Origin of the sequence: Mycobacterium sp. NPDC050853, from assembly GCF_040653875.1 — a bacterium.
GTDB lineage: Bacteria > Actinomycetota > Actinomycetes > Mycobacteriales > Mycobacteriaceae > Mycobacterium.
In genome coordinates this window covers 19862-46083 of sequence record NZ_JBFAGW010000005.1, presented here as the reverse complement: position 1 = coordinate 46083, position 26222 = coordinate 19862, and the positions used below count along the sequence as shown (strand labels likewise).

At 61.8% G+C, this 26222-nt stretch carries 22 protein-coding genes and 2 pseudogenes; 12 read left to right on the top strand and 12 right to left on the bottom strand.

Annotated elements, in window-relative coordinates:
• Nucleotides 1-220 precede the first annotated feature (220 nt).
• The 5 genes from AB0H22_RS17155 to AB0H22_RS17135 all read left to right on the top strand — a co-directional run bounded on the left by AB0H22_RS17155 (nucleotide 221) and on the right by AB0H22_RS17135 (nucleotide 5373).
• A complete protein-coding gene (locus tag AB0H22_RS17155) occupies nucleotides 221-757 on the top strand; it encodes a hypothetical protein (protein ID WP_358147592.1) in 537 nt (178 codons plus the stop codon).
• A gap of 1 nt (nucleotide 758) precedes the next feature.
• A complete protein-coding gene (locus AB0H22_RS17150; protein WP_358147589.1) occupies nucleotides 759-1823 on the top strand; it encodes a hypothetical protein in 1065 nt (354 codons plus the stop codon).
• Nucleotides 1824-2778: 955 nt separating this feature from the next.
• Nucleotides 2779-3540 (top strand): SDR family oxidoreductase, encoded by a 762-nt coding sequence (locus AB0H22_RS17145; RefSeq protein WP_134147442.1) that lies wholly within the window; start codon nucleotides 2779-2781, stop codon nucleotides 3538-3540.
• A 198-nt stretch (nucleotides 3541-3738) separates the two neighbouring features.
• Nucleotides 3739-4818 (top strand): oxygenase MpaB family protein, encoded by a 1080-nt coding sequence (locus tag AB0H22_RS17140; protein ID WP_134147440.1) that lies wholly within the window; start codon nucleotides 3739-3741, stop codon nucleotides 4816-4818.
• A gap of 3 nt (nucleotides 4819-4821) precedes the next feature.
• Entirely contained in the window at nucleotides 4822-5373 is a 552-nt protein-coding gene (locus AB0H22_RS17135; RefSeq protein ID WP_134147438.1) for a peroxiredoxin-like family protein, read from the top strand.
• Nucleotides 5374-5481: 108 nt separating this feature from the next.
• Here the strand turns inward: AB0H22_RS17135 and AB0H22_RS17130 are convergent, their stop codons facing one another.
• From AB0H22_RS17130 to AB0H22_RS17085, 10 genes and pseudogenes are all read right to left on the bottom strand, one after another.
• Nucleotides 5482-5811, bottom strand: coding sequence for a hypothetical protein (locus AB0H22_RS17130; protein ID WP_180751533.1), 330 nt, complete (start codon nucleotides 5809-5811; stop codon nucleotides 5482-5484).
• Between the two features lie 100 nt (nucleotides 5812-5911).
• Complete coding sequence (locus AB0H22_RS17125) at nucleotides 5912-6814, bottom strand: SDR family NAD(P)-dependent oxidoreductase (protein ID WP_134147436.1); 903 nt, start codon at nucleotides 6812-6814, stop codon at nucleotides 5912-5914.
• A 78-nt stretch (nucleotides 6815-6892) separates the two neighbouring features.
• Nucleotides 6893-7639 carry an SDR family oxidoreductase gene (locus AB0H22_RS17120; protein ID WP_180751534.1) on the bottom strand — a complete coding sequence of 249 codons (747 nt, stop codon included), beginning with the start codon at nucleotides 7637-7639 and terminating at the stop codon, nucleotides 6893-6895.
• 225 nt (nucleotides 7640-7864) lie between these two features.
• Complete coding sequence (locus AB0H22_RS17115; RefSeq protein ID WP_358147584.1) at nucleotides 7865-8866, bottom strand: hypothetical protein; 1002 nt, start codon at nucleotides 8864-8866, stop codon at nucleotides 7865-7867.
• 511 nt (nucleotides 8867-9377) lie between these two features.
• Entirely contained in the window at nucleotides 9378-10010 is a 633-nt protein-coding gene (locus AB0H22_RS17110; protein ID WP_180751538.1) for an MspA family porin, read from the bottom strand.
• A gap of 469 nt (nucleotides 10011-10479) precedes the next feature.
• Nucleotides 10480-11187, bottom strand: a complete 708-nt coding sequence (locus tag AB0H22_RS17105) for a TetR/AcrR family transcriptional regulator C-terminal domain-containing protein (protein WP_134147430.1) — start codon at nucleotides 11185-11187, stop codon at nucleotides 10480-10482.
• Between the two features lie 195 nt (nucleotides 11188-11382).
• Nucleotides 11383-12806, bottom strand: a pseudogene (locus AB0H22_RS17100) (aminobutyraldehyde dehydrogenase).
• A complete protein-coding gene (locus AB0H22_RS17095) occupies nucleotides 12803-13207 on the bottom strand; it encodes a cupin domain-containing protein (RefSeq protein WP_358147581.1) in 405 nt (134 codons plus the stop codon). The pseudogene AB0H22_RS17100 and the gene AB0H22_RS17095 overlap by 4 nt, the downstream one beginning before the upstream one ends.
• Nucleotides 13207-14532: an aspartate aminotransferase family protein gene (locus tag AB0H22_RS17090; RefSeq protein ID WP_180751542.1), complete on the bottom strand. Its 1326-nt coding sequence runs from the start codon at nucleotides 14530-14532 to the stop codon at nucleotides 13207-13209. The genes AB0H22_RS17095 and AB0H22_RS17090 overlap by 1 nt, the downstream gene beginning before the upstream one ends.
• Nucleotides 14529-16052, bottom strand: a complete 1524-nt coding sequence (locus tag AB0H22_RS17085) for a CoA-acylating methylmalonate-semialdehyde dehydrogenase (protein ID WP_358147579.1) — start codon at nucleotides 16050-16052, stop codon at nucleotides 14529-14531. The genes AB0H22_RS17090 and AB0H22_RS17085 overlap by 4 nt, the downstream gene beginning before the upstream one ends.
• Nucleotides 16053-16157: 105 nt before the next feature.
• Between AB0H22_RS17085 and AB0H22_RS17080 the strand changes: the two genes are divergently transcribed.
• Complete coding sequence (locus AB0H22_RS17080; protein WP_358147577.1) at nucleotides 16158-17771, top strand: PucR family transcriptional regulator; 1614 nt, start codon at nucleotides 16158-16160, stop codon at nucleotides 17769-17771.
• A 100-nt stretch (nucleotides 17772-17871) separates the two neighbouring features.
• On the opposite strand, the gene AB0H22_RS17075 is transcribed toward AB0H22_RS17080, so the two are convergent.
• Nucleotides 17872-18102, bottom strand: a complete 231-nt coding sequence (locus tag AB0H22_RS17075) for a hypothetical protein (RefSeq protein WP_358147574.1) — start codon at nucleotides 18100-18102, stop codon at nucleotides 17872-17874.
• A 153-nt stretch (nucleotides 18103-18255) separates the two neighbouring features.
• Here AB0H22_RS17075 and AB0H22_RS17070 point away from each other — a divergent pair, with 153 nt between their 5' ends.
• The 6 genes and pseudogenes from AB0H22_RS17070 to AB0H22_RS17045 all read left to right on the top strand — a co-directional run bounded on the left by AB0H22_RS17070 (nucleotide 18256) and on the right by AB0H22_RS17045 (nucleotide 25223).
• Nucleotides 18256-19797, top strand: a complete 1542-nt coding sequence (locus tag AB0H22_RS17070; RefSeq protein WP_204836919.1) for an APC family permease — start codon at nucleotides 18256-18258, stop codon at nucleotides 19795-19797.
• A gap of 9 nt (nucleotides 19798-19806) precedes the next feature.
• A complete protein-coding gene (locus AB0H22_RS17065) occupies nucleotides 19807-21231 on the top strand; it encodes an FAD-dependent oxidoreductase (RefSeq protein ID WP_358147572.1) in 1425 nt (474 codons plus the stop codon).
• A gap of 15 nt (nucleotides 21232-21246) precedes the next feature.
• Nucleotides 21247-22884 carry an amidohydrolase gene (locus AB0H22_RS17060; RefSeq protein WP_358147570.1) on the top strand — a complete coding sequence of 546 codons (1638 nt, stop codon included), beginning with the start codon at nucleotides 21247-21249 and terminating at the stop codon, nucleotides 22882-22884.
• Between the two features lie 35 nt (nucleotides 22885-22919).
• Nucleotides 22920-23699 (top strand): AraC family transcriptional regulator, encoded by a 780-nt coding sequence (locus AB0H22_RS17055; protein ID WP_358147568.1) that lies wholly within the window; start codon nucleotides 22920-22922, stop codon nucleotides 23697-23699.
• A 248-nt stretch (nucleotides 23700-23947) separates the two neighbouring features.
• Nucleotides 23948-24179, top strand: a pseudogene (locus AB0H22_RS17050) (histone-like nucleoid-structuring protein Lsr2); the annotation flags it as partial.
• A gap of 177 nt (nucleotides 24180-24356) precedes the next feature.
• On the top strand, nucleotides 24357-25223 hold the full coding sequence (locus AB0H22_RS17045) for a helix-turn-helix transcriptional regulator (protein WP_358147950.1): 867 nt from the start codon (nucleotides 24357-24359) through the stop codon (nucleotides 25221-25223).
• 56 nt (nucleotides 25224-25279) lie between these two features.
• Here AB0H22_RS17045 and AB0H22_RS17040 read toward each other — a convergent pair whose 3' ends face one another.
• Entirely contained in the window at nucleotides 25280-26176 is an 897-nt protein-coding gene (locus tag AB0H22_RS17040) for a LysR family transcriptional regulator (RefSeq protein WP_358147566.1), read from the bottom strand.
• Nucleotides 26177-26222: the final 46 nt, after the last annotated feature.

The window sequence follows — 26222 nt, the reverse complement described above, 5'->3', positions numbered from 1 at the left end:
CGGCAAGAACAGCCCAGAAGGGCAGCGAACCTGGGTCCCCGTGCGTCCGCAGTTACTGGAAGTTGGCCAAGCAGACTGTCGTCTGGCTCCGATCATCCACCTTTGAACACTTGCGGGAGCACAACTCTCGGAGGACGACACTGGGCTATCCACAACTTTCTCTTGTGGACGATTCGCGCAGCCTTTGCCGAACGCGCGGCTGATTTGCTAGCTTGAGCAGGTGCGCGGTCGGCAAGATCCTGTTCTGGGCCAAATACTGGCGCGCACCGGATGGTTGGCGGCTTCCCAGATCCGGTCTGCAGTGAACGAGGTGCTCGCGAATGCCCCAACTGAAACCTCATCGGTACAGGATTTGATCCAAGCCTGGGGGCTGCACCGCGGCAAGTCGATCACCATTGAGGATGAAGTCCTGCCAGCGGGGGTGTTCGGTCAGTGGTTGTCGTTCCCCGATCGGGACGTGCTGCGGATCCGGCCCGGTGCGCTCTCACGCGAGCGAACGATTGCCCACGAACTCGGACACATCGCTCTTGGACATCACGGACAACCCGTCGCCGATTACCTCAACAGCCAGATGCAGGCTGCCTCCACTGATTTGGTGGCCTACATGCTGCAACGCTCCTGCGATGAAACCCATGCCTGGCCACGCGAAGAAGTCGCCGCCGAAAGGTTCGCCAGCCTGCTGCTACGCCGCCTGGAACGTGCTGCCGCCGAGGGAGAAAGGCTGTCACGGCACCGCATCGATGACGCCCTGAACTGACGTGCAGATTCTTCATTTCGTCGTGCTCGTGGCGACCTTCCCGTTGGTGATCTACCGGATATGGCGCCTGTGGCTGCACCCGTCAATCCCCGGCGCCGCCATCACAGCATTCGTCACGTCGCTGTGGTTCTGGGTGCTATCGGATATCGAATACATCTGGGCCGCACTCCCGGACACGCTGCAGGCATTCCAGCTCGCTGCCGGCACGATCATCGTGCCGGCAGCGAGCCTGCACGCATTCGCACTAAGCCTCACGACTGCGCGAGAGTCCTTCCTGCGCAAAGGCATTCGCGTAATCACCGGATCTGCGTTACTAACGCTTACTGTCGTCCTGCTCATCAGCGCAACCGCGACCATCCCCGACCGCAGCCCCTATGCGATCGGTACCATCAGTAACCAGACCCCACTGATAGCAGCGACCATCATCACGCACGCCTACGCCGCGGCGATATTCGCCCATCTCATACTGCTAGGACTGCGCGCAGCAGACCAGTCCCCCGCGGGCAAAGGCATGCGATTCCTCACGGCCGCATCAGTATTCCAACTATTCCCAGTGATTCACGGCGGAATATGGACCCCCCTGGCCCTACATCTAGCCAAACCGGTCCCGCCAAGTCACTACCTACTATTTCAGATAGCACCCGGCCTGGCCGCGCCCCCGCTTTTCCTTGCCGCAATCATCTGGCCACCCTGGGAAACACGACGCAAGGCTCGCCGCGAGCTACAACTCCTGGCCCCACTACATCGAGCACTCGAAGCCCAGTTTCCCGATCTGGGTCCGCCCACGCCACGCGGCACTAGAGCATCCGACCTCGTCTACGAATGGACCGCACAAATCCAAGACGGGCTCAGCCTCACAGCCCAACACAGAAACATCCCCCTGGACACAACCCAACCACCAGCCGATGACACTGAACACGCCCAGGCCATCATCAATTGGCTACGTGAGGAATCCGCACCCGCCATCAGCGAGGCTTGGCTCAACCCGCCACCAACAATGACCGGCGCGCAATGGGTACTCGCACTCGCCAAAGCCCACCTACACGCAACCACTGCCATGCATTAGTGGCCTACGAAGGCCACACCACTGCGATCTGCGGTGATCATGCGCGCTGGCGATTCGCGGTGCGGCGTATCAGGTGTTTCAGAAGGCAGTAGGTGTCATGGGCCATACGCCGAGCGCGCACCCTCTTACCGTGAGATCAGCCAGCGAGCGGCCGTCACTGACCCCGACCACGCCCTGGTCACAGCCGCGATCCGCCGCCTGATATCGGAATAGGTACGGCACGACGTTTTTACGAGTCACCCGAATCGACCGATATTCCGTCTTGCGGAATCGTCTGTGGCAAAGCGCTTATCGGCGGTAACAGTTCTTGATCAGAAGGTCGGGCGTTCGAGTCGTTGCTAGCAGCAACCGGAACTGGGGACTGCTTTACATACATATGCACCGTCCGCTTGCAGGCCAGCCAGCCGCCGCCTCCCGTTGGGGCAGGCCAGTTCCTTCGCCGGTCGACGGACAGGGCGTGACCGTCCGAGGCTGCAGGCCGCTCACCGTGAGCGTCCGTTCGCTAGGTGGAACTTGTGAAGGTGCTGGGCGCGTCACGTACCGAATGTTCGGCTGAGACACTCACAAGTTGTGCTTGTGGTATTCAAACTTCTATTTGTTCTGCTGAACTCCCAAGGCAGACCGCGCCATGGCGGTGTACCTTACTGACATCCCAGTCGACAAAACTGAGGGAGGTCCAATCCGCAGAAACGCCTGAAGCAGAGAAATGACCTTCCTGGCGGGCGGCGGAAAACATTCCGGGCACGGCGATTCGAACGCTGATTGTATGTGGATTTGCGGCTTAGCCCGACTCCCTGGTCGCTATGCCTTATCTTGACCAATCGCTCACATGCGTTGCTCTCGAAATTATTCACATTGCCATCCGTTATGAGATTTTACGACAATTTTCCGGGCGAGTTGTTCCGATATCTTGATTAAGTGTATTGATCTATCTATTGAATACGAAAGGTCTCACATGTCAGGTCCACTAGCAGGTAAGCTCGCCCTAGTTACTGGAGGATCAGCAAATCTTGGCAGTCTCTTTGCGCACTCCTTGGCTTCAGACGGCGCCGATATCCTGGTGCACTACAACAGCCCACGGCGCAGCGAAGAAGCTGACGGGGTTGTTCAAGAGCTTGAAAAACTAGGCGTCAAGGCCATTTCGCATCAGGCAGATCTGACTGACAACAGCCAAATAACTGAGTTAGTTGATGTGGCTATTGAGAATTTTGGCAGGTGGGACATCCTGGTTAATACCTCAGGTGTAATCGTGCGGAAGCCGCTCGTGGAAACAACCGAGGCGGAGTTTGACAACTCATTCGCAGTGAACGCAAAGATTCCTTTTTTTCTTATGCAAGAAGCATACTCGAAGATGTCCGACAACGGCAGAATTATCAACATGGTTACCACCCAAGTCGCGGTGACGGCAGCTACTTACTCTGCCTACGCTGGAAGTAAATCACCCGTTGAACACTTCACAAAGGCTTTCGCGAAAGAGGTTGGATCACGGGGAATCACGGTAAACTGTATTGCCCCAGGACCCCAGAAGACCAGCTTTCTGTACGGCGCCGAAACCGAGGACACGCTGACATGGCTCAAAGGACAAACGGTCACGGGCGAACTCGGCGACCCTGAGGATGTTGTGCCCGTCATGAGGTTTTTGGCCGCACCGGAAACGCGGTGGGTTACTGCGCAGACCATCTATGTCAATGGTGGAATGATCTCCCCAATCAATTAGACGCAAGCCTTTCAGGGAATTCTTTTCCTGCTTCCTGAACGCCCGCGCCAATCATCGAGCCGCCCCCAGGGGCGTCAACCGTCCCAACTCTTGCCGTGGTCTGCATATATCCGGAAGTATTGTTACTGATACTGTCAGTACCCGTATTTATTCAGCGGTGTTACTTCGCGCCGGATGGACGTGTGAAGGAGATATTGGATGAGTCCTAAGACGAACGCTCTGCACCGGATGGGTGATACGGATTCCGGAGATGATCCAAAGTGGGACTGGCTACTTCGGCTGCATGGCGACGATGGTGGCAGGGCGTTGAAGATGGCGCGCGCCGAGCGTATCGACGATGGGTACTTTGGCCCGGACTCGATCAGCTGGAAGATCTACAACAACCTGGTTGTGTCCGGCATGGGCGCGATGTCGGGGCTGTTTATCGCCACGCTGGACCCGGTCGGCGGATACGGAGTGGGGCAACACTCCGTCTACTACACAGACACCCTCGGTCGGGTTCGGCGCAGTCTGCAGTTCTTCTCGGGCGCGGTGTTTGGGGATACCGCGATGGCCGATCGGCTGGGCCGGGATCTGTTCCGCCGCCATTCCCGTGTCAACGGCGAGTTGCCGTCGACCGGCGAGTCATACCGCGCCAACCACGTCGAAGCGCTGAAGTTCACCTATGTGATGGGCTGGCCTCACCTGTGGCGTGCATACAAGGCATTCGGCGATCCCGATGCCACAGAGCAGGACGAACGCGACTTCTATGCTGAGCAGCACATCGTTGCGGAACTTCTGGGGATCCCCTCGGGGGAGCTTCCACTCACTCCGGAGGAGGTCCGGAAATGGGTGCAAGACGCCGAGGAGCAGATCGTGGCATTCACACGGCCAGCCCAAGAGATGATCGACTTCCTGCTGCACCCGCCACTATTCCCGTTGTGGCCGATGCTTCCGATCAGCGTGGGAGCCCGGGTTTTGACCTGGGCGGCGATCCCGCTGATGTCCCCGTATGTGCGGGAAATCTCGGATCTGTCGAGGATGACGATCCGCCCGAAGATCGGCACCCTACTGATACGTCTGGCCGCCAGGCTGGTCAAAACCCCGGTGGTGGATCGCGTCTTCTCATTCTTCTTCGGTTTCGATACTTGGGGCTACTACCACAACGCAGCACGCCGGACTTTAGGTACAGGACGAGCGCCATTCACCCACAACCCGGGACTCGCGCTGCAGCAAGGCAAGGGTGGAACCCTGTCTGCAAGAGAAGAACAAGGCACTCCAGCGAAAGCAGGTCTATAGACCATGACTCGCGTTGACGTCATCGCGAACGAGCGACTTCTCGATGATCGCCACCATTGGCATGAGCTACAGGAGTACTGGACGGAAAGGCCGGTTGCGCTGGTGTTCCTGCAGCAGTTCGGCAGCGCAACCGCCCAGAAACAGGCCAAAAGCCTGACCGCCCGGCAGGCAGAGATCGACGCAGTCGGCGCTGTGGTGCTGATCGGCCTGGGCACCCCCATCCAGGGGTTTGCCTTCCGTAAAAACACCGGCGCCCAGTTCCCTATTCTCACGACCGCAGACCAGACGCTATACCGGACGATGGGGTTGTGGCGAAGCCGGATCGGCACGCTTGGACCGGCCAATCTGCCGCATCTGCTGCGGCTGGCTAGGGAAGGGACATACCCCATCCAATCGACCGGCGACATCGCACAACTTGGGGGCGCCTTTGTCATCCCGGCTGGCGGAGGCAGCGTTTCCTGGGATTTCCGCGCTCACCGCGCCCGCGATATCGCTCCTGTAGGCGAGATCATCGACTCCCTCACACACGCGGCCAACCTATTGCCGAAAATGTGAGTGGGTTCTTGGCGATACCGGCAGGGGTTGATCGGGGCATCAGAATAGCCTTCACAGCACCTGGTGGCGCCTGCCTTCGGGCCGCTACCGCTTGCCGGTCGGGGTCAGTCAGGCCTGTCCGATCTCCAACCGTTCGAATTTACCTTCACTGCCGAGAACGAAGCGGAAAAAGGTCCGGAAGTCTCCCCAGGTTTCGCTGTGGAAGTGTCCGGTCACGGTGCGTCCCTCAGCGTCGACCTGCTCAATGTCGGTGAAGTACTCGTTGCCGATTTCAGCGCTGAACGCACTGAAGTCGCGAGGCTGGCCGTCATCGGTCAAAGAGGGCTGGTCTACAAAGGCTGCCAGCCAACCGGCGCTATCACGTGCCTGCCAGGCAGCCAACGCAGCCCGCACAGCATCGTCGGACACCAACTCCAGATCTTTTGTGGGCGAAACCAAAATAGCCTCCCTAACTTCCATATATTTTCCGGATCAAGTTGTGCCGCAACGACGAAACTACCCGTCGCGACACCTGGCCTGCAACGATCGAGCTTGGCTTCTAGGCGCTGGCGGTGCCTGTTGGGTGTAGTACATCAGCCAGCCCGATCCGGGTGAGGAATTCGGTGCGGATCCGGTCGGCGACTGCATTGACGACAGCGGCACCGTCGTCGGCTGGGTCGATATGAACACGGAATGGTCTCTTGCCGTGAGGTATTGCGACGACGTCGACGATCGCGGCGGCGACGTCGGCGACATCGGCATCTGGTGGCGCAAGCTCGGCTAGACGTTCACTGACTTGCTGCATCAAGTTGGGGTAGCGCTGTTCGTATGCGGCGACAGTTGCCGTATCAGCGGGGCGGCCACTGTTGGCGAAGTGGTTGGTGCCGTGGGTGAATGAGCCCGGAACAATGATGGTGGACTCCACACCGAATCGGGATATCTCGGCGGCGTAGCTTACGGCCAAGGCGTCCATGGCTGCTTTGGCCGCGAAGTACGGGGCAAGGTAGGGCGGGGTGCCGCCGCGGGTGCTAGTGCTGCCAACCCAGAGCAACAGGCCCTGCCCCTGCGAGCGCAGCACAGGCAGCGCGGCGCGGTTAAGCCTTTGTGTTCCAAGGACATTCGTGTCATAGATGGCATCGAATTCCTCTGGGCTGAACGCTTCAGCGGGGCCGGTGACCATGTGCCCGGCGTTGTGGATCACAACGTCCAGGCGCCCACTGTCGGCAAGCACCGAAGCAACGGCACCATCGGCAGATTCCTGTGACGAAACGTCTAGCTCAACGGTGCGCAGGTCAACGCGGTGGTCCTGGGCGTACTGGGCGGCGGCAGTAACTTGGGCAGTGTTGTGGCCGCCGGTATCACGCATCCCGGCGTAGACGGTGTGGCCGGCATCTGCGAGCGCGCGGGCGCTCAGAGCGCCGAATCCGCTCGAGGCCCCGCTGATGATAATGATCTTGGACATAGGTCTCCTAAAATTTTATGGCGAGCAGTTGGGCCGACGGGACTTCACGGGCAGCGCCGCTGCGAAGTTGGTTGCGCCTTAGATGATTCCGCCGTTGACACGGATCACCTGACCGTTGATCCAGCAGCCGGGGCTGGCCAGAAACGTGACCACCTGAGCGATGTCAGCGGGTGTGCCGAGGCGCTCCAGCGGTGGCTGGGCCGCCATATGTTCGATAGTGGCTTCGTCCTTGCCATCAAGAAACAGCGCCGTTGCCGTCGGGCCAGGCGATACCGCATTGACGGTTATCCGGCGCCCGCGGACCTCACGGGCCAGGATCAGCGTCATAGCTTCGACTGCCCCCTTGCTCGCCGCGTACGCCGAATAGGTGGGCAGCGCCAGGTCAACCACGGAACTGGCGAAGTTGATGATGGCCCCTCCCGCCCGTATCCGGCGCACAGCCTGCTGATCAACGATGAACGTTCCCCGTACATTGACCCGGTGCATGCGGTCGAAGTCCTCAAGGCTCATATCCGCCAAGGGCGCCAGCGTCATAACACCGGCGGCGTGCACCACTACATCAACACCCCCGAATTCCCGCTCGACGGTGGTGAATGCCTCGGCCATATCTGCCTCGTCCGCGACATCAGCCTTGATCGCCAATGCCTGGCCACCATGATCACCGATGGCCTGCACAACGCTGTCGGCCTCGGCCTGATTGCCCGCAAATACCACTGCGACGGCGTATCCGTCAGCGGCGAGCCGTTCAGCGCATTCACGCCCAATACCGCGCGAACCCCCGGTTACGATCGCCACCCGCCCGGCTGCTGCGTCTGTATCAGTCATTTGATCGTCTCCGCGGGCTGCTCAACCAGCTGATCCATTCCATCGGCTTGGTGGCCCTTCCATTTTCGAGGTTTCATATGTCAGTTACGCCCGAGAACGCCTCCACGCTAGCCCTGGCGTTCATGACGGGAAAACAAAAGAAAGTTCAAGATTCACAACTTGCGCTGGTAGATCTCGGGCGGCGTCGCCGCAACTTTCTGCAATCTGCACTTCACGAACACGCGGTTATCTGGTGACTCTGCCGCGGATGTCGGACGCCTGGATGTCGACTGTCTGCGGGCCGTTGCCCGTGACCAGCCCGAGCTCGGGGCTCGGCAGCAGGAACAGTGAGGTCGGCACCGTCGCGGCGATGACGTTGAAGCCGGCCTCGCGTAATCCCTCGTCCACGAAGTACTCCAGGCGAGTGAGTTCGCCGGGGATATTGACATAGCCGTAGTCGAGCATGCCGGTTTCGCCTGTGGTACTCACTGTGGTGACCTCGGCGGCCCAGAACGAGTTCTCGCGCACCGCATAAGGCTGCTCGTTCTCGTCGACCCGAAAATTGGTGGAGGTCAAGGCAATCGGCGCATGGCAGATCAGGGAGATGTACACCTTGTTCTCCCTGGCTATGTGCAGCACCTCGCCCATCCAGGGGTTCTTGTGGAAATCGACCATCGGGGCGTGACCACCCGGCGCATGAATGAAATCGAAGTCGGCGAAACTGAACTCGTCGTCGGGATCGCGGTGCTTGCGTACCAGCTCCGGGAGCGAGAAGTACTTTTTCACTGGCCATGTCTGGATCTGCGGGAGCACTTCCTGCCGATAGGCGAGGTTTTCGGCGTCGGTGTGGGCCAACGGCTCGGTGACCGGCAGCCTCCCCAGGTGCCTCTTGAGTAGGTCGAGCTCCCGGGCCCGCCGATCCACGAGCTCCGGGTACTTCGCCCGGAAGCCCTCAACTGTGAAACTCGGGTCGGTGAACTCCGCAACGGAGTTCCCGTAAACCCAAGTCATCTGATCGGTCGCATGCCAGGGGATAGACCAGCCGTTCGTGTCGATCTGCGGCAACTCCCCATCGGGCGTAGCGAGCGTGAACTCGTAATCGTCTTCGAACTCGGCAAGCACCTGCCCCAGCTCGACGTGGAAGAAGCCAATCGGGATCGAGGGCACTGACTTCGGTGAGCTCAGCGGCAATCTACGGGCAGAGGACAAGATGATCAACGCACGGCGCTTGCTGCTTCCATCAGACACAGTGACAACCAATCCCTTCGAACCGCTTATTGTTTGCCCGTCAGGCTAGACGCCGCCGGGCACCGTGTCACTACCGCACACAGTGCCCGAGGCCGCTCGCAGCGAGTCCAGATGCCCAAGTCGGCAACTTCCAGGTGACTCACCTCGGAAAACTCACCCGGAACGGACCCTAATCAGGACACCGAAACTGGCACACCAGAATTCGAAACCTGCGTGTAAATACGAAAGTTCGGGCATCCCTGCGCCTCCCGGAAAGCACGCCGGGCAGGCACACCAATCTAGTTATGTGCGCTGCGGCACCGCCGATCACGCCCGGCCAGCACTGAATTGAGCTGCATTGGGTGTCCACGGTCGCGTCGAGCGCAAGCACTGTTACATCGAACAATGCAGTCCGCACCTGGTTGATGGCGACGTGACCAATACCAGTTATGCCACATGGCGGGCTCAAAATGACTAGGCGACGACCGTGGAGCCCAATGTCAGGGTGGCACTTATGCTCGGTACTCGCGGGCTACTTCATGTCCCAGGTTTCACCGTAAGTGGTCACACTGTCCCCCGCCCCACTGATGAGCCGGGCGTAAGGACGCAGCAACACGCCGCCCGCGGCCCCGGTCACGGTGCCATGCGCATTACTCACTGCAACAGCGCCTTTCGCTCCAGTAACCGCAACGGAGAACGTGGCGACTTCCTGGATTCCCGGACCGTTGCCCAGATCGACGTTGATACCCGCACTAGGTAGCAGATTCGTGGTCTGTACGTAAGAGGCCTCTGGACCGCCATTGGGAAATACGCTCGGAATGCCATAGAGGATCGACGTATTCGGGGTCGTGTAGTTAAAGTTCAGACCCACGCCCAACGACCACGGGTAGCCCACCTGGTAGCCAAGTTCCAGTGTGCCCTCGAACGCTTCAGAATCCGGTCCCGTGACTGCGAACACCGCACGGCCGGAGTGGAACCACTCACGGGTAAGCCGGTTGCGGTCCAGCGGAAATACACCGTTGAGGAACGTATCCCACTGCTGGATCGTCAAAGTCCGGCCCTTGCCGTCCACCAAGCTGAGTTCATCGTCCAGACCCGCTGCCGCCGTTCCGGTTCCAGCGATAAGTAAGCCGGTAACGCTCGCAACGATCCAGACACATCGCATGAAGGCTCCGTGCCTAAACCGCCCGAGACCAACTGATTTCATTTGAGTTCCTTTCGGGAAGGCCAGCGCTGAGCCGCTATTCGATTCCTAACGCGATAAGGACAAATAGAAGACCAGACCGGAGTTAGCGTCTACCCCGTTGACATAAGCTCCGAAAACACCGAAAGGCGCTTTCCGTGAGCAGGTTCGTATTTTTAACCCGTCGGAAATCCAGTTTGCTCTTGACCGTGCAGCCCAGACTGTTCAGCTGCGTCACGCCCCTGGATCGCGTGCTTCATGGCCGGCCTGCAAAGGACATCAGACCGACGATTCTTGGAGTCTAGGTGAAACATCAAGGGCATCAATATGTTTAATACTCGGAGTCTGTCCGAATTCAGTGGGCAGCCCGGGACCCGCGCTCCCCTTCGCCTAGCCGGCCCCTGAAAGCCGACGCGTGGCGGCAGACGTAACCGCAGCGTGCCGTGGCGTATCAGTTGTTGCGCGGGTTACCGAATCCGGCCAGTAGGAAGTCCAATGCGGTGACAAAGGAACTTATCGGCATCTGCTCGGCCAGCAGCCCGCGCGCTTCCTTGATGTAGGGGTGGGTATCGGAACTCACCTCGCTGTAAGCGGCGCGCCACGCCGAATCGTCACCTTCAAGGACTTCTGCTGGCAATACTTCGGCACCGGCGTCCTGTCCCGCGAAACTGAGCATGGTGTCGGCCAAGGCCCGATAACGAAGCACCGCTTCATCAGTGGTGAATCCCGCCTCGCGCAGAATTCTGAGCACGGTTTCCACGAACGCCAACTCGTTAGGCCGTCGTGTCACGCGACAGAACGCTACCTGCGCCACGTGGGGGTGGGCCACGTATACGCGGTGTACCCGGCAGGCGAGGTCACGCAACGCAAGACGCCAGTCGCTGTCGGGAACAAAACCTGCGATCGCCCTGCCCAGGAGGCGGTCAGCGACCGCCAGCACGATGTCGTCCATGCCGGTGAAATAACGGTAGATCGCCGTTGGATCGGCGCCAAGAGCCATGCCGAGCTTACGGGCACTCAGCCCTTCTGGGCCGCGACGCTCAAGGAGATTCGTCGCGGCATCAATGATTCGCTCGGCCGTGAGCTGATAGCCGCCCGCGGTTGAGCGTCGTCGCAGTCCCCGTGTGACACGGGGACTGCGACCGTATTCACGCTGCACCCGTCACCCCTTATGTCTACACTGTTGACGTTATAGTGGCCCGCCGTGCTGAGCCTGTCAATTTGTGCCAGCTTTGGCGGAAACATCGGTGCGCCAACTGATTCAGGCCCGACCGCACGGCGGTGGTCGCAACTCGTGCTCGCGGCGGGCGCCACGTAACACCGCTAGCCCGCCGCGCACCACAGTATGGCGGCCTCAGTAGTGCGCACTCATGACGTGTTTGATGCGCGTGTAGTCCTCCAGAGAGTATCCGGACAGGTCCTTGCCGTAGCCGGAAGCGCCGAAACCGCCGTGTGGCATCTCGGAAACGAACGGGAGGTGCGTGTTGATCCATACGCATCCGAAATCCAGTTCACGGGTGAGCCTTTCGGCCATACCGTGGTCCTTGGTCCAGATACTGGCGGCCAACCCATACGCCACATCGTTGGCCATGCTGATCGCATGTTCCGCGGTGGTGAACGGCTGCACCGTAAGGACCGGGCCGAAGGTTTCGTTCTGCACGATGGCATCGTTTTGGTCCACTCCGGCGATGACGGTAGGCGCGAAGAAGAATCCTTCGGTGTCCACCCGGTGGCCGCCCGTCAAGACATGAGCATGGTCGGGCAACTCGCCAAGGGCCGTGCTGACCTTGTCCAGGTGTGCTGCGTTGTTCAGTGGGCCGTAGTCGGCGTCTTCGTCCTCTGGCGGGCCGGGGCGGATCTGCCGAGTTACTTTGACCAACGCGTCCACGAATTGCTCGTAGACCCGCTCATCGACCAGTGCCCGGGTGGCCGCTGTGCAATCCTGACCGGCGTTGAAGAACGCTGCGGCCGCGATTCCTGCTGCCGCCGCGGCGATATCGCAGTCGGCCATCACGATCGCCGGTGCCTTGCCACCCAATTCCAGGTGCGTTCGCTTGAGCCTGGCAGCCGCGGCAGTCGCCACCTCGATGCCGGCCCGCACTGAACCGGTGATTGCCACCAACGCGGGAACATTGTGTTCGACCATGACGCGCCCGGTGCTGGCATCGCCGTTGATGACATTCAGTACCCCCGCGGGCAGGATCTGCCTGGCGATCTGCGCGAGCCGCACGGTGGAGCGGGGTGTGGTGTCGCTGGGCTTGAGCACGATGGTGTTTCCGGCGGCCAGGGCAGGTGCGATCTTCCATATCGCCATCGCGAACGGGTAATTCCAGGGGGTTACCTGCGCGACCACACCGATGGGTTCGCGGCGAACACTCGAGGTATACCCGGTCAGGTACTCCCCGCTCGACTTGCCTTCTAGTAAGCGGGCGGCGCCGGCGAAGAACCTCAATTGGTCCACCCCCTGGTCGATTTCCTCGCTAAGTACATAGCGCAGCGGCTGCCCGGTATCACGGCTCTGCAGCCTGGCGAGTTCGTCGCGGTGAGCCGCGATGGCGTCGGCCAACTGCAGCAATAGGAGCTGGCGCTGCGACGGTGCGGTACGGCGCCACTGCTGGAAAGCAGCCGCGGCTACCGTCATGGCCTCATCGACCCCTGTGTGGTCGAGATCGGTGACAGACCGTCAGGCTGACCGGTGGCCGGGTCGATCAGTGTGATGAATTCACTTGTCGCCGAGGCCAGGGAGTGGCCGTTGACATAGTTCTGTACCGGGCTCATAGGGGCCCCTTCGTGCTCTGCTCCGGTGAAACGGCGGGGCTGGTTGTTGGTGTCAGGTAGACCTTGCGAATCGTGTGAGTTACATGCCAGGTGTTGCGGTGCCCGGCATGCAGCCGGACCAGCCTGCCCGGGTGCAGCGGGGTGATGGAGCCGTCCTCATGCTGGATGGAACCGAGCCCGGAGAGGACGACAAAGATCTCATCCTCCTCGACATCAGAGGCCGCGCCGGGTGTCATTTCCCAGATTCCGATCTCGACGCCCAATATCGAATAGATCGCCTGGGCGCCCGCACGGGGCTCACCGGTGATGACGCCTTCGGTCAATGCTTCAAGGTCGAGCTCCCACGCGGCGGCATTGATGTGCTCGGTACCGACGCCGGGTGCCCGGCTGGCGTCGGCCATCACCGGACAGTCAGATCGTCGCCGGCGGTCAGCGCCTTGTCGAGGATTTCCAAACCCAGCTGGACCTCTGCCTCGGTGATGGTGCACGGCGGGACCACATGGATGCGGTTGGCGGTGGCGAATGGAAGCAGGCCGCGTGACTTGCATTCGCCCACGATGCGCGCGGTGGCTTCTGCCACCGAGCCGCCCGCATGTAGCGGCTCCCTGGTGTCGCGATCGACCACCAACTCGATGGCCCAGAACACCCCCGTACCGCGCACCTCGCCCACGCAAGGATGGCTGCCAGCCAGCTCGCGCAGCCCCGTACCCAGTATCCCGGCACCGATGCGCTCGGCGTTGCCGACTATGTCTTCAGCGGCCATGGTCTGCAACGTGGCGACTGCGGCGGCTGCGGCCAGCGGATGCCCGGAGTAGGTGAGACCGCCCGGATAGGGGCGGTGAGCAAAGGTGTCGTAGACGGCGTCGCCGACCACCACGCCACCCATCGGCACATACCCGGAGTTGACCCCCTTGGCGAAGGTGATGAGGTCCGGGCTGATACCCCAGTGGTCCAGTGCAAGCCAGCGTCCGGCACGCCCGAACCCAGCCATGACCTCATCCAGAATGAGCAAGATGCCGTGACGATTGCACAGTTCCCGCACTCCCTCGAGGTAGCCATCTGGTGGCACCATGATGCCCGCGGTGCCCGGAATCGTCTCCAGCAGAATCGCCGCAATTGTCTCGGGACCCTCCGCCTCGATGACACGGCCCAAGTGCCGCAACGCCAGAGCACACTCCTGCTCGTCGGTCCGTGCCCCGAATTCCGAGCGGTAGGTGAACGGTCCGAAAAAGCGGGCGACGCCGCTGCTGCCGGAGTCATTGGGGAACCGGCGCGGGTCCCCCGTCAGGTTGATGGCCGTCTGAGTGCCGCCGTGATAGGAGCGGTAGGCAGTGAGAATCTTGGGCCGTCCGGTGTGCAGACGGGCCATCCGCACGGCGTGCTCGTTGGCGTCGGCGCCGCCGTTGGTGAAAAAGATCCGGTTCATGCCGGCCGGTGCGATCTCGGCGATAAGCCGTGCCGCTTGCGAACGCGCCGCATTTGCGTGTTGCGGGGCCACGGTGCACAGCTGGTCCACCTGCGCCTTGATAGCGGCCAGGACCTTGGGGTGCTGATGTCCTGCGTTGGTGTAGACGAGCTGGGAGGAGAAGTCCAGAAACCTGTTGTCGTGCTCGTCCCACACCCAGGATCCTTGGGCTCCGGCGATGACCATTGGCGTGAGTTCTGCTTGAGCAGACCAGGAGTGAAAGACATGGGCCCGGTCAAGTTCGTAGACGCGGCTGCTCATCGGGTCGTGGGGAACGCAAGCTCGAGGCCTGCGGGGCGGATGCTGGCGGGATTGGGCCATCGGCTGGTAATCACCTTGCCGCGGGTGAAGAAGTGGACTCCTTCGGTGCCGTAGGCGTGCGTGTCGCCGAACAGCGATGCCTTCCAACCGCCGAAGGAGTAGAACGCGACCGGCACCGGGATCGGGACGTTGATCCCGATCATGCCCACATGTACGTCGCTCTGGAATGCCCTTGCCGCGCCGCCGTTCTCGGTGAAGATGGCAGTGCCGTTGCCGTATGGGTTGTCGTTTATCAGGGCAAGCGCCTGCTCGTAGGTCTGCACCCGGACCACGCTGAGTACCGGACCGAAGATTTCGTCGGTGTAGACGCTCATGTTTGGTTGCACATGGTCGATGAGGGTGGGGCCCAGCCAGAATCCGCAGCCTTCCCCCGCCGCGTCCACTGTCCGACCGTCCAGCACAACCTTGGCCCCGTCGAGTTCGCCGGCGGCGACGTAGGTCGCAACCTTGTCGCGATGCTCGCCGGTCACTAATGGGCCCATGTCGGCGTCGCCGGTTCCCTCGCCCACCTTGATGGTCGCTGTGCGTTCAGCGATCCTGGCGACCAGGTCGTCGCCGATGTCACCGACAGCGACAACGACGCTGATGGCCATGCAGCGCTCTCCGGCCGAACCGTATCCGGCGTTGACCGCCGCGTCGGCGGCCAAATCCAGATCCGCATCTGGCAGCACCACCATGTGGTTTTTGGCACCGCCGAGGGCCTGCACGCGTTTACCCCTGCGGGTCGCGCTCTCGTAGACGTAGCGGGCGATAGGTGTTGAGCCGACGAAGCTGATGGCCGCCACCTCGGGATGTTCGATGAGACCGTCGACGGCCACCTTGTCGCCGTGCAACACGTTGAAGACACCGTCGGGCAATCCTGCCTTGCGCAGCAACTCAGCCATCCAGATCGCCGCGGACGGATCCTTCTCGCTGGGTTTGAGTACCACCGTGTTACCGGCCGCAATCGCTATCGGGAAGAACCACATCGGGACCATCGCCGGGAAGTTGAACGGGCTGATGATGCCCACCACGCCCAGCGGTTCGCGCAGGCTCTTCACGTCCACTCCGGTTGACACCGAGGGTGAGTTACAGCCCTTGAGCAGGTGCGCGATCCCACAGGCGAATTCGACGACATCCTGGCCCCGCGCCACCTCACCGAGCGCATCGGAGAGCACCTTTCCGTGCTCGGCGGTGATGATCGCGGCCAGCTCATGTTTGCGCTCGTTGAGCAGCTCACGGAAAGCAAACATGACTCGGGTGCGCGTACTCAGGGAGGTCTTCGACCAGGTTGTCAGCGCGCCGCGGGCACTGGCAACCACAACATCCACATCGCTCGGATCGGCAAACACCACCTGGCCGGTGACCCGTCCGGTAGCAGGGTTGCGCACGTCACCGCGGCGGGCGCCCACGCCATGATCGCGGCGACCGCCGATCCAGTGGTGGATTTCAGTCGGCGGGTGGGTGACAGATACGGCCATAAGGCACATCCTCCCCCACCTGACTCACCCCTGAACAGCAACAATTAGTCGCTCGCTTATCGATACATACGACATAGTGTCGCCTCACTTCGCTAGCCTGAAAGCATGCAAGTCACCGTCCAGGACATCGTCGATTTGGATGTCGTAGCAGCTGGCGATCCGGAAGTTCTTAGTGGTGAACTGAACATGGGCCGACCTGTCCGCTGGGTACATGTCGCCGATATCGATGACGTCGCCGCGATCTTGGTCGGCAACGAGCTGGTGCTTACTACGGGTATCGGTATGAGCCGGGCACCCAGTGCCTCCACGAAGTTTGTTCACCAGCTCGTCCAAGCCGGAGCAGCTGGCCTGATGGTCGAGCTGAGCCCCAGCTTTCCGCGTATCCCAGCTACCGCATTGAAGGCGGCCCGGGAGTCGGAACTGCCCGTGATCGTGTTGCACCGTCCGGTGCGATTCGTGGAGGTGACCGAACGCGTCCACCGCCGCATCGTGACCGAACAGTCAGAGATACACCGGTTCGCCGACCAGGTCAACGAAGTCTTCACCGAGCTCAACCTTTCGCGGGCCGGCTTCGAAAGGATCGTGACCACCGCAGAACAACTGGCCGGAAGCCCAGTCGTACTAGAGGACCTGTCACGCGGCGTACTGGCCTCGGCGTCGTCGGCCATCCCCGCGCAGGTGCTGCTCATCAACTGGGAACAGCGCTCGCGGACCGCTGAGGAAACTGGCCGGCGCGAACGAGAACCCGGCGCAAGCGTTGCCGAGCGGTGGATGAGCAGGGCGGTCGGATCCGGTCACCAACGCTGGGGCCAGCTGGTCATCTTGGCTAGCGACCGGGAAGAACGCGCACGCATTGTGCTGGAGCGGGCCGCCCGGTCCCTCGAATTGGCCCGCATGATGCGGCGCGACGACATGATGATCGGGCTGCAGGTCCAAGCCGGGCTCCTTTCGGAAATCCTTGACGGGCAACTCGACAGCGAAGCACAGGCCCGTGACCGGCTGACCGCCATGGGCATCTCCTCACCACGGGTACTCGTGGGTCTGGCGGTGCGCTTCGCGGACTCCGGATCGCTTACGCCCAGCGACCGGACGCTGCTCAACCTCGGCGGCGAAGTCCGCCAGTGTCTGGCCGAGTCGGGTGCCGACGCCGTGACCGGGCTCCTGGGGTCCAGCCATGTCGTGGCCCTCATCGGGGCGGCATCCGAGCAGCGTCTGCGCCGTGCCGTCGCTGACTTCGCACAACGGCTCAGCGGGGTTCGGTCAGAGGCACTGTGCGCCACCGGGGCCCAGACACCCACCGTGCTGGGAGTCGCTGGCTCAGTGCGGACCGCCCGGATGGTGGTTGATGCCGCGGTGAATCAGGCCCGCCGGCCTGGGCACTGTTTCACCCAGGCCGACATCCGGCTAGAAGGCCTGCTCCTGGCACTGCGTCACGATGTCCGTCTCCAAGAGTTCGCCGAGTCCGAACTAGGGCCGCTGCTTAATTACGAAGCGCAGCATGCCCCGGGTCTGGTTGACCTGCTGCGCACCTTCCTGGCCGTCGGCGGCAGCAAAAGTGAGCTGGCCCGGCGCTCGCACCGGAACCGAACCGCCTTATACCCCCGGCTGGCGAAGTTGGAGGCCATACTGGGCCATAGCCTCGATGACCCGGCCTCGCGGCTTTCCCTGAGTGTGGCCCTGCTAGCTCACGACCAGGCCCGCGACGCCCTGAACAAATAAAGCGAGCAACTAGAGGCTTCCGGGCCGGTGGCTCAGAACGGCTGGACGCGGCGCTGAAGCCCCGTATCGATACCGCGCTGAACGTCCCTCCGACCACGTATCACGATTTCGCAGTCTTGAGATATTCGACCAGGGCGGGATGTAGCCGGTACTGGCTGAATGTGTCGGGATCCGGTCGCCAGAACACTGGAACACCGTGCTTTTCGACAACCGCGCTGCATTTCCCAAGAAGCTCGTCGGCGAGCGGTTCGGTTGATTGTGCGTGCAGAGCCGATCTCAGATCAGTGGGCAATACACGCCAGATCGCCTCGGCTTCGAATACGGCATCCATGCAACGGATGCTAGAGCAACGGTCGTGATGTCGAAGACCCCCGAAGCCAGCACCACACTCCCTTACGTCAACACCATTGACGCTATCGCGCTGCGTCGCATTGGATGTCTCAGATCTCGATGACGTGTCAGGTCCCGACACCAAGGAGCAGCGATGGATCCAGAGATCAGCCCCGTCCGCGACCCCGGCGCCAGCCGACCCAGCAGGATGCCCAAAGTCCTCGGCCCGGTCGACAGCGCCGTAATCGCGATGTCGAGCACCGCACCGGCCATGAGCATCGGCATCGGGCTCGGTGTAATCGGTGCCGTGGTCGGACCCGCGATCCCGATCATCCTTCTGCTGGCGCTACTGCCGATCCTGGGCATAGCGCTGGCTTACTCCCGGCTCAACCAGGTCGAGCGCAATTGCGGCAACGGCTACGTGTGGGTTGGCCGTTCGCTCGGTCCGTGGCTGGGATTTCAGGCGGGCTGGGTCGCTGTTGCCGGTACCACGGTCTTCCTGGCCTACGGGAGCCAGGTGTGCGGTGCGGTGATCCTGCAGTTCCTCAACGAACTCGGCTGGACGTCGGTGGGTGCTCTGGCCCTGGACCCCACTTCCACCCCCGTGACCACCGCTGTTGGGCTGGCGGTCCTGCTCTCAGTGACCCTGGCCGCGATCCGCGGAGCCGACATCGCCGCTGCTCTGCAGCGCTACCTGATCATCTTCGAATACTTAGTGCTCACAGGGTTCTGTATCTACGGCATCGCCGCGGGCACGCATCCGTTCGAGTGGGCATGGCTGTCCCCGGCAAGCATCGAATCGCCGAAGGTACTCGCGGCAGGCATGGTTGTGGCCGTCTACTTCTACTGGGGCTGGGACGCGGCGTTCTGCGTCACCGAGGAAACCCGGAACCCGCGCGACGCCAGCAGGGGCGGGTTCTTGGCGCTGGGCCTGATAGCCGCGATGTTCACGCTCGCAGCCATCGCGTTTCAGCGAGTACTGACCCCCGCCGAAATCGTCGAGCAAGGACCACAAGGCCTGACCTATTACGCCGGCAAACTGGCCGAACAGCCGATCGCCGGCCTAGCGCTACTTGCGCTGCTGTTCTCCACCGTCGCCTCGCTGCAAGCCGGAGTCCTGCCCACCGCCCGGGCGACCCTCGCGATGGGGCGCGACCAAACACTAGGCAAGGTATGGGCCCGCCTGCACCCCCGCTACGCAACACCGGCAGCCGGAACCCTTTTGATCATGACGGCCGCCGCACTGATCGCCGCACTATCGGTCACCATAGGAACCCTCAGCACCATCGTGAATGCGGCCGTCACATCCGTGGGCCTGCTGGTGTCGCTGTACTACGGCCTCGGCGGTCTCGCCTGCGCCATCCGTTTCCGTGGCGACCTGAAAACCAGCCCCGCGGCGGCACTTCGGTCGGTCGTCGTCCCCGCCGTGTCGGCGCTGACGCTCCTGGGACTCGGCGGCTACCTCGCCCAGCAGTACTGGGTGCAGGACGCCGACTTCGCCTTCGATCCAGCCAACGGCAAGTTCCTCGTCGCGGTGCCAGCCGGAATCATCGCTATCGGCCTGGTGATATCGGCGTGGTCGAAATGGGTTCGCCGCGCACCGTATTTCCGCGGCGCTGCCGGAACCGACAGTGACGCCATCGTGCTTGCCCCTAGCCCACTGGCAGACGGCACATCGACCGCGGCAAGTCTTTGAGGTCAGGGCATGCAGACCGTATTTGAACGTCAGCCCCCGGCGCCGGGTTTGGTCGCTCGGGCCCTGGCAGGCTCGGCACTCGCTCCGTTCTGGCTCGATGACCTACCTGAGACTGCAAGCTATCCGCCACTGTCGGTCGCGCCACGGCGCCATTTCGATCTGGTGATCATCGGGGCCGGCTACACAGGGCTCTGGTCGGCGCTGAGGGCACTGCAACGCAACCCGGGAATCACCGTCGCGGTCATCGAGGCCCACACGGTGGGATGGGCCGCATCAGGGCGTAACGGCGGATTCGTTGAAGCCAGCCTCACCCACGGCAGTGCCAACGGCCGTCGCCGCTGGCCCACAGAGATGGAACGGCTCGAGCGGCTCGGGATGGAGAACCTCGATGGCATCGAGCACGCCGTCGAAACCCTGGGATTAGATTGCAATTTCGACCGGGCCGGGTCGATCACGGTCGCGGTAGAGCCCTACCAGGCCAACGAACTGACCCAGACCGTCAACGCTCCGGGCAACCGGTTCTTGGACCGGCAGACCATGCAGAGCGAAATTCACTCGCCGACCTATCTTGCCGGAACGTGGTCGACGGACACCACAGCGCTGGTGCACCCAGCCAAGCTCGCAGCCGAATTGGCCCGCGCGGCAACAGATGGCGGAACCGAGATCTTCGAAAACACCCGAGCCATGGCGATCAAGCGGCGCAACGGTGCTGGCCTGGAGATACGCACGGAACACGGATCGGTCACCGGTGACCGAGTCATCCTGGCCACCAATGTGTTTCCGTCACTGTTGCGCCGATACCGGCTGCATACCGTACCGGTCTACGACTACGTGCTAGTGACCGAACCGCTGACCAACAGCCAACTGCACCAGGTGGGCTGGCGGCATCGACAGGGCATCTCCGATATGGCCAACCAGTTCCACTACTACCGGCTGACCCCGGATAACCGGATCTTGTGGGGCGGCTACGACGCCGTCTATCACTTCGCCGGCGGACTCAAAGCGCGTTACGAGAATCGCACCGAAACCTACCGGCGTTTGGCTTCGCATTTTTTCACCACGTTCCCTCAACTCGAGGACGTTCACTTCTCGCATCGATGGGCGGGCGCGATCGACACCTCCACCCGGTTCTGCGCCTTCTTCGGCTCCGCACACCGCGGCAAGGTCGCCTACGCCGCCGGCTTCACCGGTCTGGGAGTAGCCGCCGCCCGATTTGCCGCCGACGTCATGCTCGATCGCCTCGAGGGGACCCACACCGAGCGCACTGAACTGCAAATGGTCTCAACCATGCCATTACCGTTTCCACCCGAGCCACTGGCGGCGCTGGGGATCGGCGCCACCCGATGGTCGCTGGACCGTGCCGACCATCACCAAGGCAAACGAAATCTGCTCCTCAGGGCCCTCGACACGATGGGCCTGGGATTTGACTCCTAAAGGCAGGCAACACCTTTGACACCGCCAGCGGATCTTCTGTTCATCAACGGTCCCGTGTACACCATGGACAGTCCGTTCACGCGGCACAATGCGGTAGCGGTGAGGTCTGGCCGTGTCACCGCACTCGGCGAGACCGCGCGCTCGGCGCGCGGGCGAACCACGGAAGTAATCAACTTAGCGGGCCGAGCAGTTCTGCCGGGATTCATTGACGCACACGTCCACCCCGTAGTGGCCGGAATCGAAAGCCAGCAGGCCGATCTCACCTCCGCCACCACGGTCAACGAATGCCTAGAGGCGATATCGATCTACGCCCGCACAAACCCGGACCGGGAGTGGATCACCGGGGGCGGATGGTCAATGGAACTATTCGACGGAGGAATGCCTTCGCGCCAACTACTCGATGCCGTCGTGCCGGACCGTCCTGTCTATCTGGTCAACCGGGATCACCATGGGGCCTGGACCAATACATGCGCGCTGCAACGGGCATCGCTCGACAGCACCACCATCGATCCTACCGACGGCCGCATCGAACGCGACCACACCGGCGCTCCCACCGGCGTATTTCAAGAAGGGGCCATGGGCCTTGTCGCGCAGCATATCCCGCCCCTGAGCGCGCGAGAGCGGCTATCTGGCCTGCTTGCCGCCCAGCGACTCCTGCACAGCTACGGGATCACCGGCTGGCAGGACGCCCTGCTCGGAAACTCCCCTCTCATGCCTGATGTCACCGGTGCCTACCTTGACGCGATCGCTACTGGACAGCTGACAGCCAAAGTGGTTGGCGCCCTGTGGTGGGACCGTACTCGCGACACCGAACAGATCGAGGAACTGTGCGAGCGGCGGGAAATTCATCGCCAGAGTGGATTTGACACCAGCACCGTCAAGATCATGCAGGACGGCATCGCTGAGAACTTTACCGCCGCAATGATCGAACCGTACTTTGACTGCTGCGGCCATCACACACAAAACCGCGGGCTCAGTTTCGTGGACCCGAACCTACTGTGCCGCTGTGTGACCGAACTGGACCAGCTGGGCTTTCAGGTGCACTTCCACGCCCTAGGCGACCGGGCGGTGCGTGAGGCTCTCGACGCCGTTGAAGCGGCCCGCCGAACCAACGGATGGACCGATAACCGTCATCACCTCGCGCACTTGCAAGTCGTTGCGCCAGTCGATATTCCCCGGTTCCAGCAGTGGGGTGCCGCGGCCACTATTCAGCCGCTGTGGGCCACCCACGAACCGCAGATGGACGACCTCACCATCCCGTTCCTGGGCACCGACCGGGCTGCCCAGCAATATCCCTTCGCCGCGCTGGCCCGCTCGGGAGCGGTCGTCGCCGCGGGCAGCGACTGGCCGGTGAGCAGCCCCAATCCGTGGGAAGCGATCCACGTCGCCGTCACCCGCCGAGCCGTCGGCACATCAGACAAACCATTCCTGCCTGAGCAACGGATCGGGCTGGGCACCGCCATCACCGCCTACACCGCTGGCTCGGCCTATCTGAACCATCGCGACGGCACCGGAGCAATCCGTATCGGCCACACTGCCGACCTCATCGTCCTCAATTGCGATCCCTTTCGCCTCCCTCAAGACGCGATCGGGCACACAGCCGTCGACATGACCTTCATCAACGGGAATTGCGTTCACGAAACATCCCGCTAACCCCTTGCGCGGCGCGTGCCAGGAAAGGAGTACCCGTGGCAGACACGCTCGAACTGACCTTTGTCACCGAGCAGATCGGGGCATCAAGCGAGTGGCATCTCGACCATCCCCATCACTTGGTAGTGGTGTACCGGGGTGGTTATGTGCAGACCAAAGAGCTTCTCATCCACGGTGGCCCGTCAACCCGCGCTCTTCCTAAGGCCGGGGATGTGCTGGTGATCCCCGCCGACCGTCGGGCAACAGCCATCGCACGGGGACGCGAGATCGCACTGTGCTTGGTGACGGTGCCGACCGCCGTTCTAGCCGATCGATCAGTCCCGCCGCGGATCGCATATCCAGATCCATTCATGCACCAGCTGATCGAGCGTGTCAGCCAGCTGGCAGACCGCGACGATGTAGCGGCCCGGCTGTTCACCGAATCGTTGATCGAATCGCTGCGGCTACATCTGGGCGACCACTACGCCTCGCTCCCCCACCGTTCCACGGGCCGGACCCTGGATTACAGAACCCAAGCTCTGCTTGTCGAATACCTCGAAGACAGCCTGGACTCCGAGATCACGCTGGCGCAGCTAGCCGCGATAGCCGAAATGCCCGTCCCCGACTTCAGCAAGGCCTTCGTATCCGCGTTCCACGCAACGCCCTACCAATTCCTGCTCGAACGCCGCATGCATAGAGCCAAGTCCCTGCTCGCCACCACCTCGACGCCCATCACCGAGATCGCCATCGCTGTTGGCTTCAACACACCAAGCCATTTCGCAACAACCTTCAAGCATCGAGTCGGCACGACTCCAAGCACCTACCGCAAGAGCCATTGAGACCGCACCCCCGCATGCAGACAAGCCACCCATCCCTATTGCTTTACGCAAGTACGACTCCGAATAGTGAAGGCGAGGTGCAACATAGCTTTTGTACATTGAGCTGGCGCGGCCACTAAACGTGGGGACGTGTTGTGGGACCGCAGCAGGCGGCCTGGCCTTAGCGGTTATGCAAATCAGTTCGACACCTCCAGGACTGCTTCGCGTGTACACATCGCCAAAGCCAGGCCGCCACCCAACTGGAGGGCGCTGCCAGGAACGCGGCAAAGCTACGCGACCAACTTGCCACCTGGATCCAACACGCCCGGACAGTCAGTATCCGCAGCAGATCTGCGACAGGCCGGGATCGTGCCGTTATCGACCGCCGGACGCGGCACGGCAATCCGTGAATGGGCACGCAAGAACGGCCACGACATATCCTCACGTGGACGCATTCAACGCCGCCAACTAACCACGCAGGTATTCGGCAGGCTGTGTTGAGTCCGTCCCAATCGTTAAACGAGTTGCACCCGAACACGATTGCACCCACATGCTTGGGCAAGCCGGCAGAGTGGCTCACCCGCGATGAGGAGCGCCGTGAAGAGCATCAACGATTTCTCGCACTCCCCCAGCCGGTGGCCGAACGCTAGAGCAGCCACAAGAGCAGGTACCCGTCAGTTGACGGTCTGGGATGGAACCCGGGCACTTACCCCTCGCGCATTCCAGTCCCGGGAAAGCCTCACCGCGGTCGGTGCTGAGTACGTGTTCGCCACCGAGCGGGTTGTGACACCCACTGACTGGTTCTTCCACGAACCGCGCCACGTCATCGTCGTGCATCGTCGTGGCCAATTACGGACCATGGAACTCGAATTCGAGAACGGACCGTCTGGACGTGCCAATCCACGAGTGGGCGATGTCTGGATCATCCCGGCTAACCACCGCTACTCCGCACTCGCTCAAGGAAGCACTGTCGAGTACTGCCAACTAACCCTTCCATCCAGATTTCTTGAAAAGGTCGATCTCAAACCCACTATCCGACAACGCGATCCGCTCGCCCATCAGATTGTCGAGCAAATTGGCGCCATAGCTGGGCGTGACGACATCTTCGCTCGACTGTCCATCGAATGGCTGACTGAGATCTTGTTGCAGCATCTATCCAGCAGGCTCGCCGGCGACGACGGCCGGACGCCCGTTTTGTACCGTCACCTCGACGAGATTGCCCGTGCCGCACTGATCGAGTACCTAGACGAGCGCCCTGATTCGATGATCGGACTGCCCCAGCTTGCCGCCCACGTCGACATGACAGTACGGGAGTTCACTAAGGCGTTCGCGGCCGCATTTCACGCCACACCGCACCAGCTTCTCCTGGACAGAAGAGTCGCGCGGGCCAAATGGCTCCTGATGGACTCCACGGATTCGATCAGGCAGATCAGCGCCCAACTCGGATTCTTCAGCCCCGAGCTTTTCGAGACAGCCTTCGTGCGGCGTGTAGGCGTAACCCCGAGCGTCTACCGACAGATCCGGCTCTCTCGGGCATGCGACTGAAATCCCCTCGGACATAGACATACTCGCCAGTGGCGATCTATTCCTGGTGGACGTGCTCAACCGCTGGTCAACGCGTCGCGGATCGCGGAATGGGTATGCGGGAGCCAGATCGCCTGGATGGGCGCTTGCGGCGGATCGATGATGTCGATGACGACAACCTGGCCTGCAAGGCAGGGGCCGGTGGGCGCGGTGACGAATGCGACGCCGTCGTTGTCGAGGACCGCGGTCACCGGCGGTGTGCCTTGGACGTGGTTGATGGTGAATGCGGGCTCGAAACCTGCCGAACGGCATGTGCCGAGGATGAAGTCGGTGTAGTTGGAGACTCCCGGCGGTGCCCAGACGATGATCCGCTCGTTCTGCAGATCCCTCAGAAAGACTGAGTCACGTTCTGCCAGATGGTGGTCCCGGGGGACGGCGACACGCAGGGAGTGATAACCGATCACCCGCGAGGCGAGATTCTTGGGTATTGCTATCCCTCGCCGCAGCGCAATATCGGCTGAACCATTAACCACCGCGGGCTCAAGGGCGCTCGGGAATACCTGCAGTGCGGTGATCGACACGTTGGGCAGTACCGAGCGAATGGGCACGAGGAGCTGGTGGACTTCCTCGGCGGTGATCGCGGGGGTATGTGCGACCACGAACGGCCGTGGCTCATCGGCTGCCGTGTTCTGGACCTGTCGCACTAAGGTCTGCGCAGCGGCGAGCAGTACGACAGATCCGTCCCGCAGGGCTTCCCCTGCTGGGGTCAACTCGATATGGCGCCCGCTGCGGTCGAACAGCTTGGCGCCGACTTGCTTCTCGAGGTTCGTCATCGACTGACTGATGGCCTGCTGCGTCAGACGAAGCTGCTGCGCGGCCCGCGTGAACCCGGAATGTTCCGCCACGGACAGGAATTGCTGGAGACGCCGGAAGTCGATGGGGTTATCCCAGATTTCGGTTGACTGATCAGCCATAAATAGGACTATATGCCCAAGTAGAAGTTGTGGATCTTGAACTATT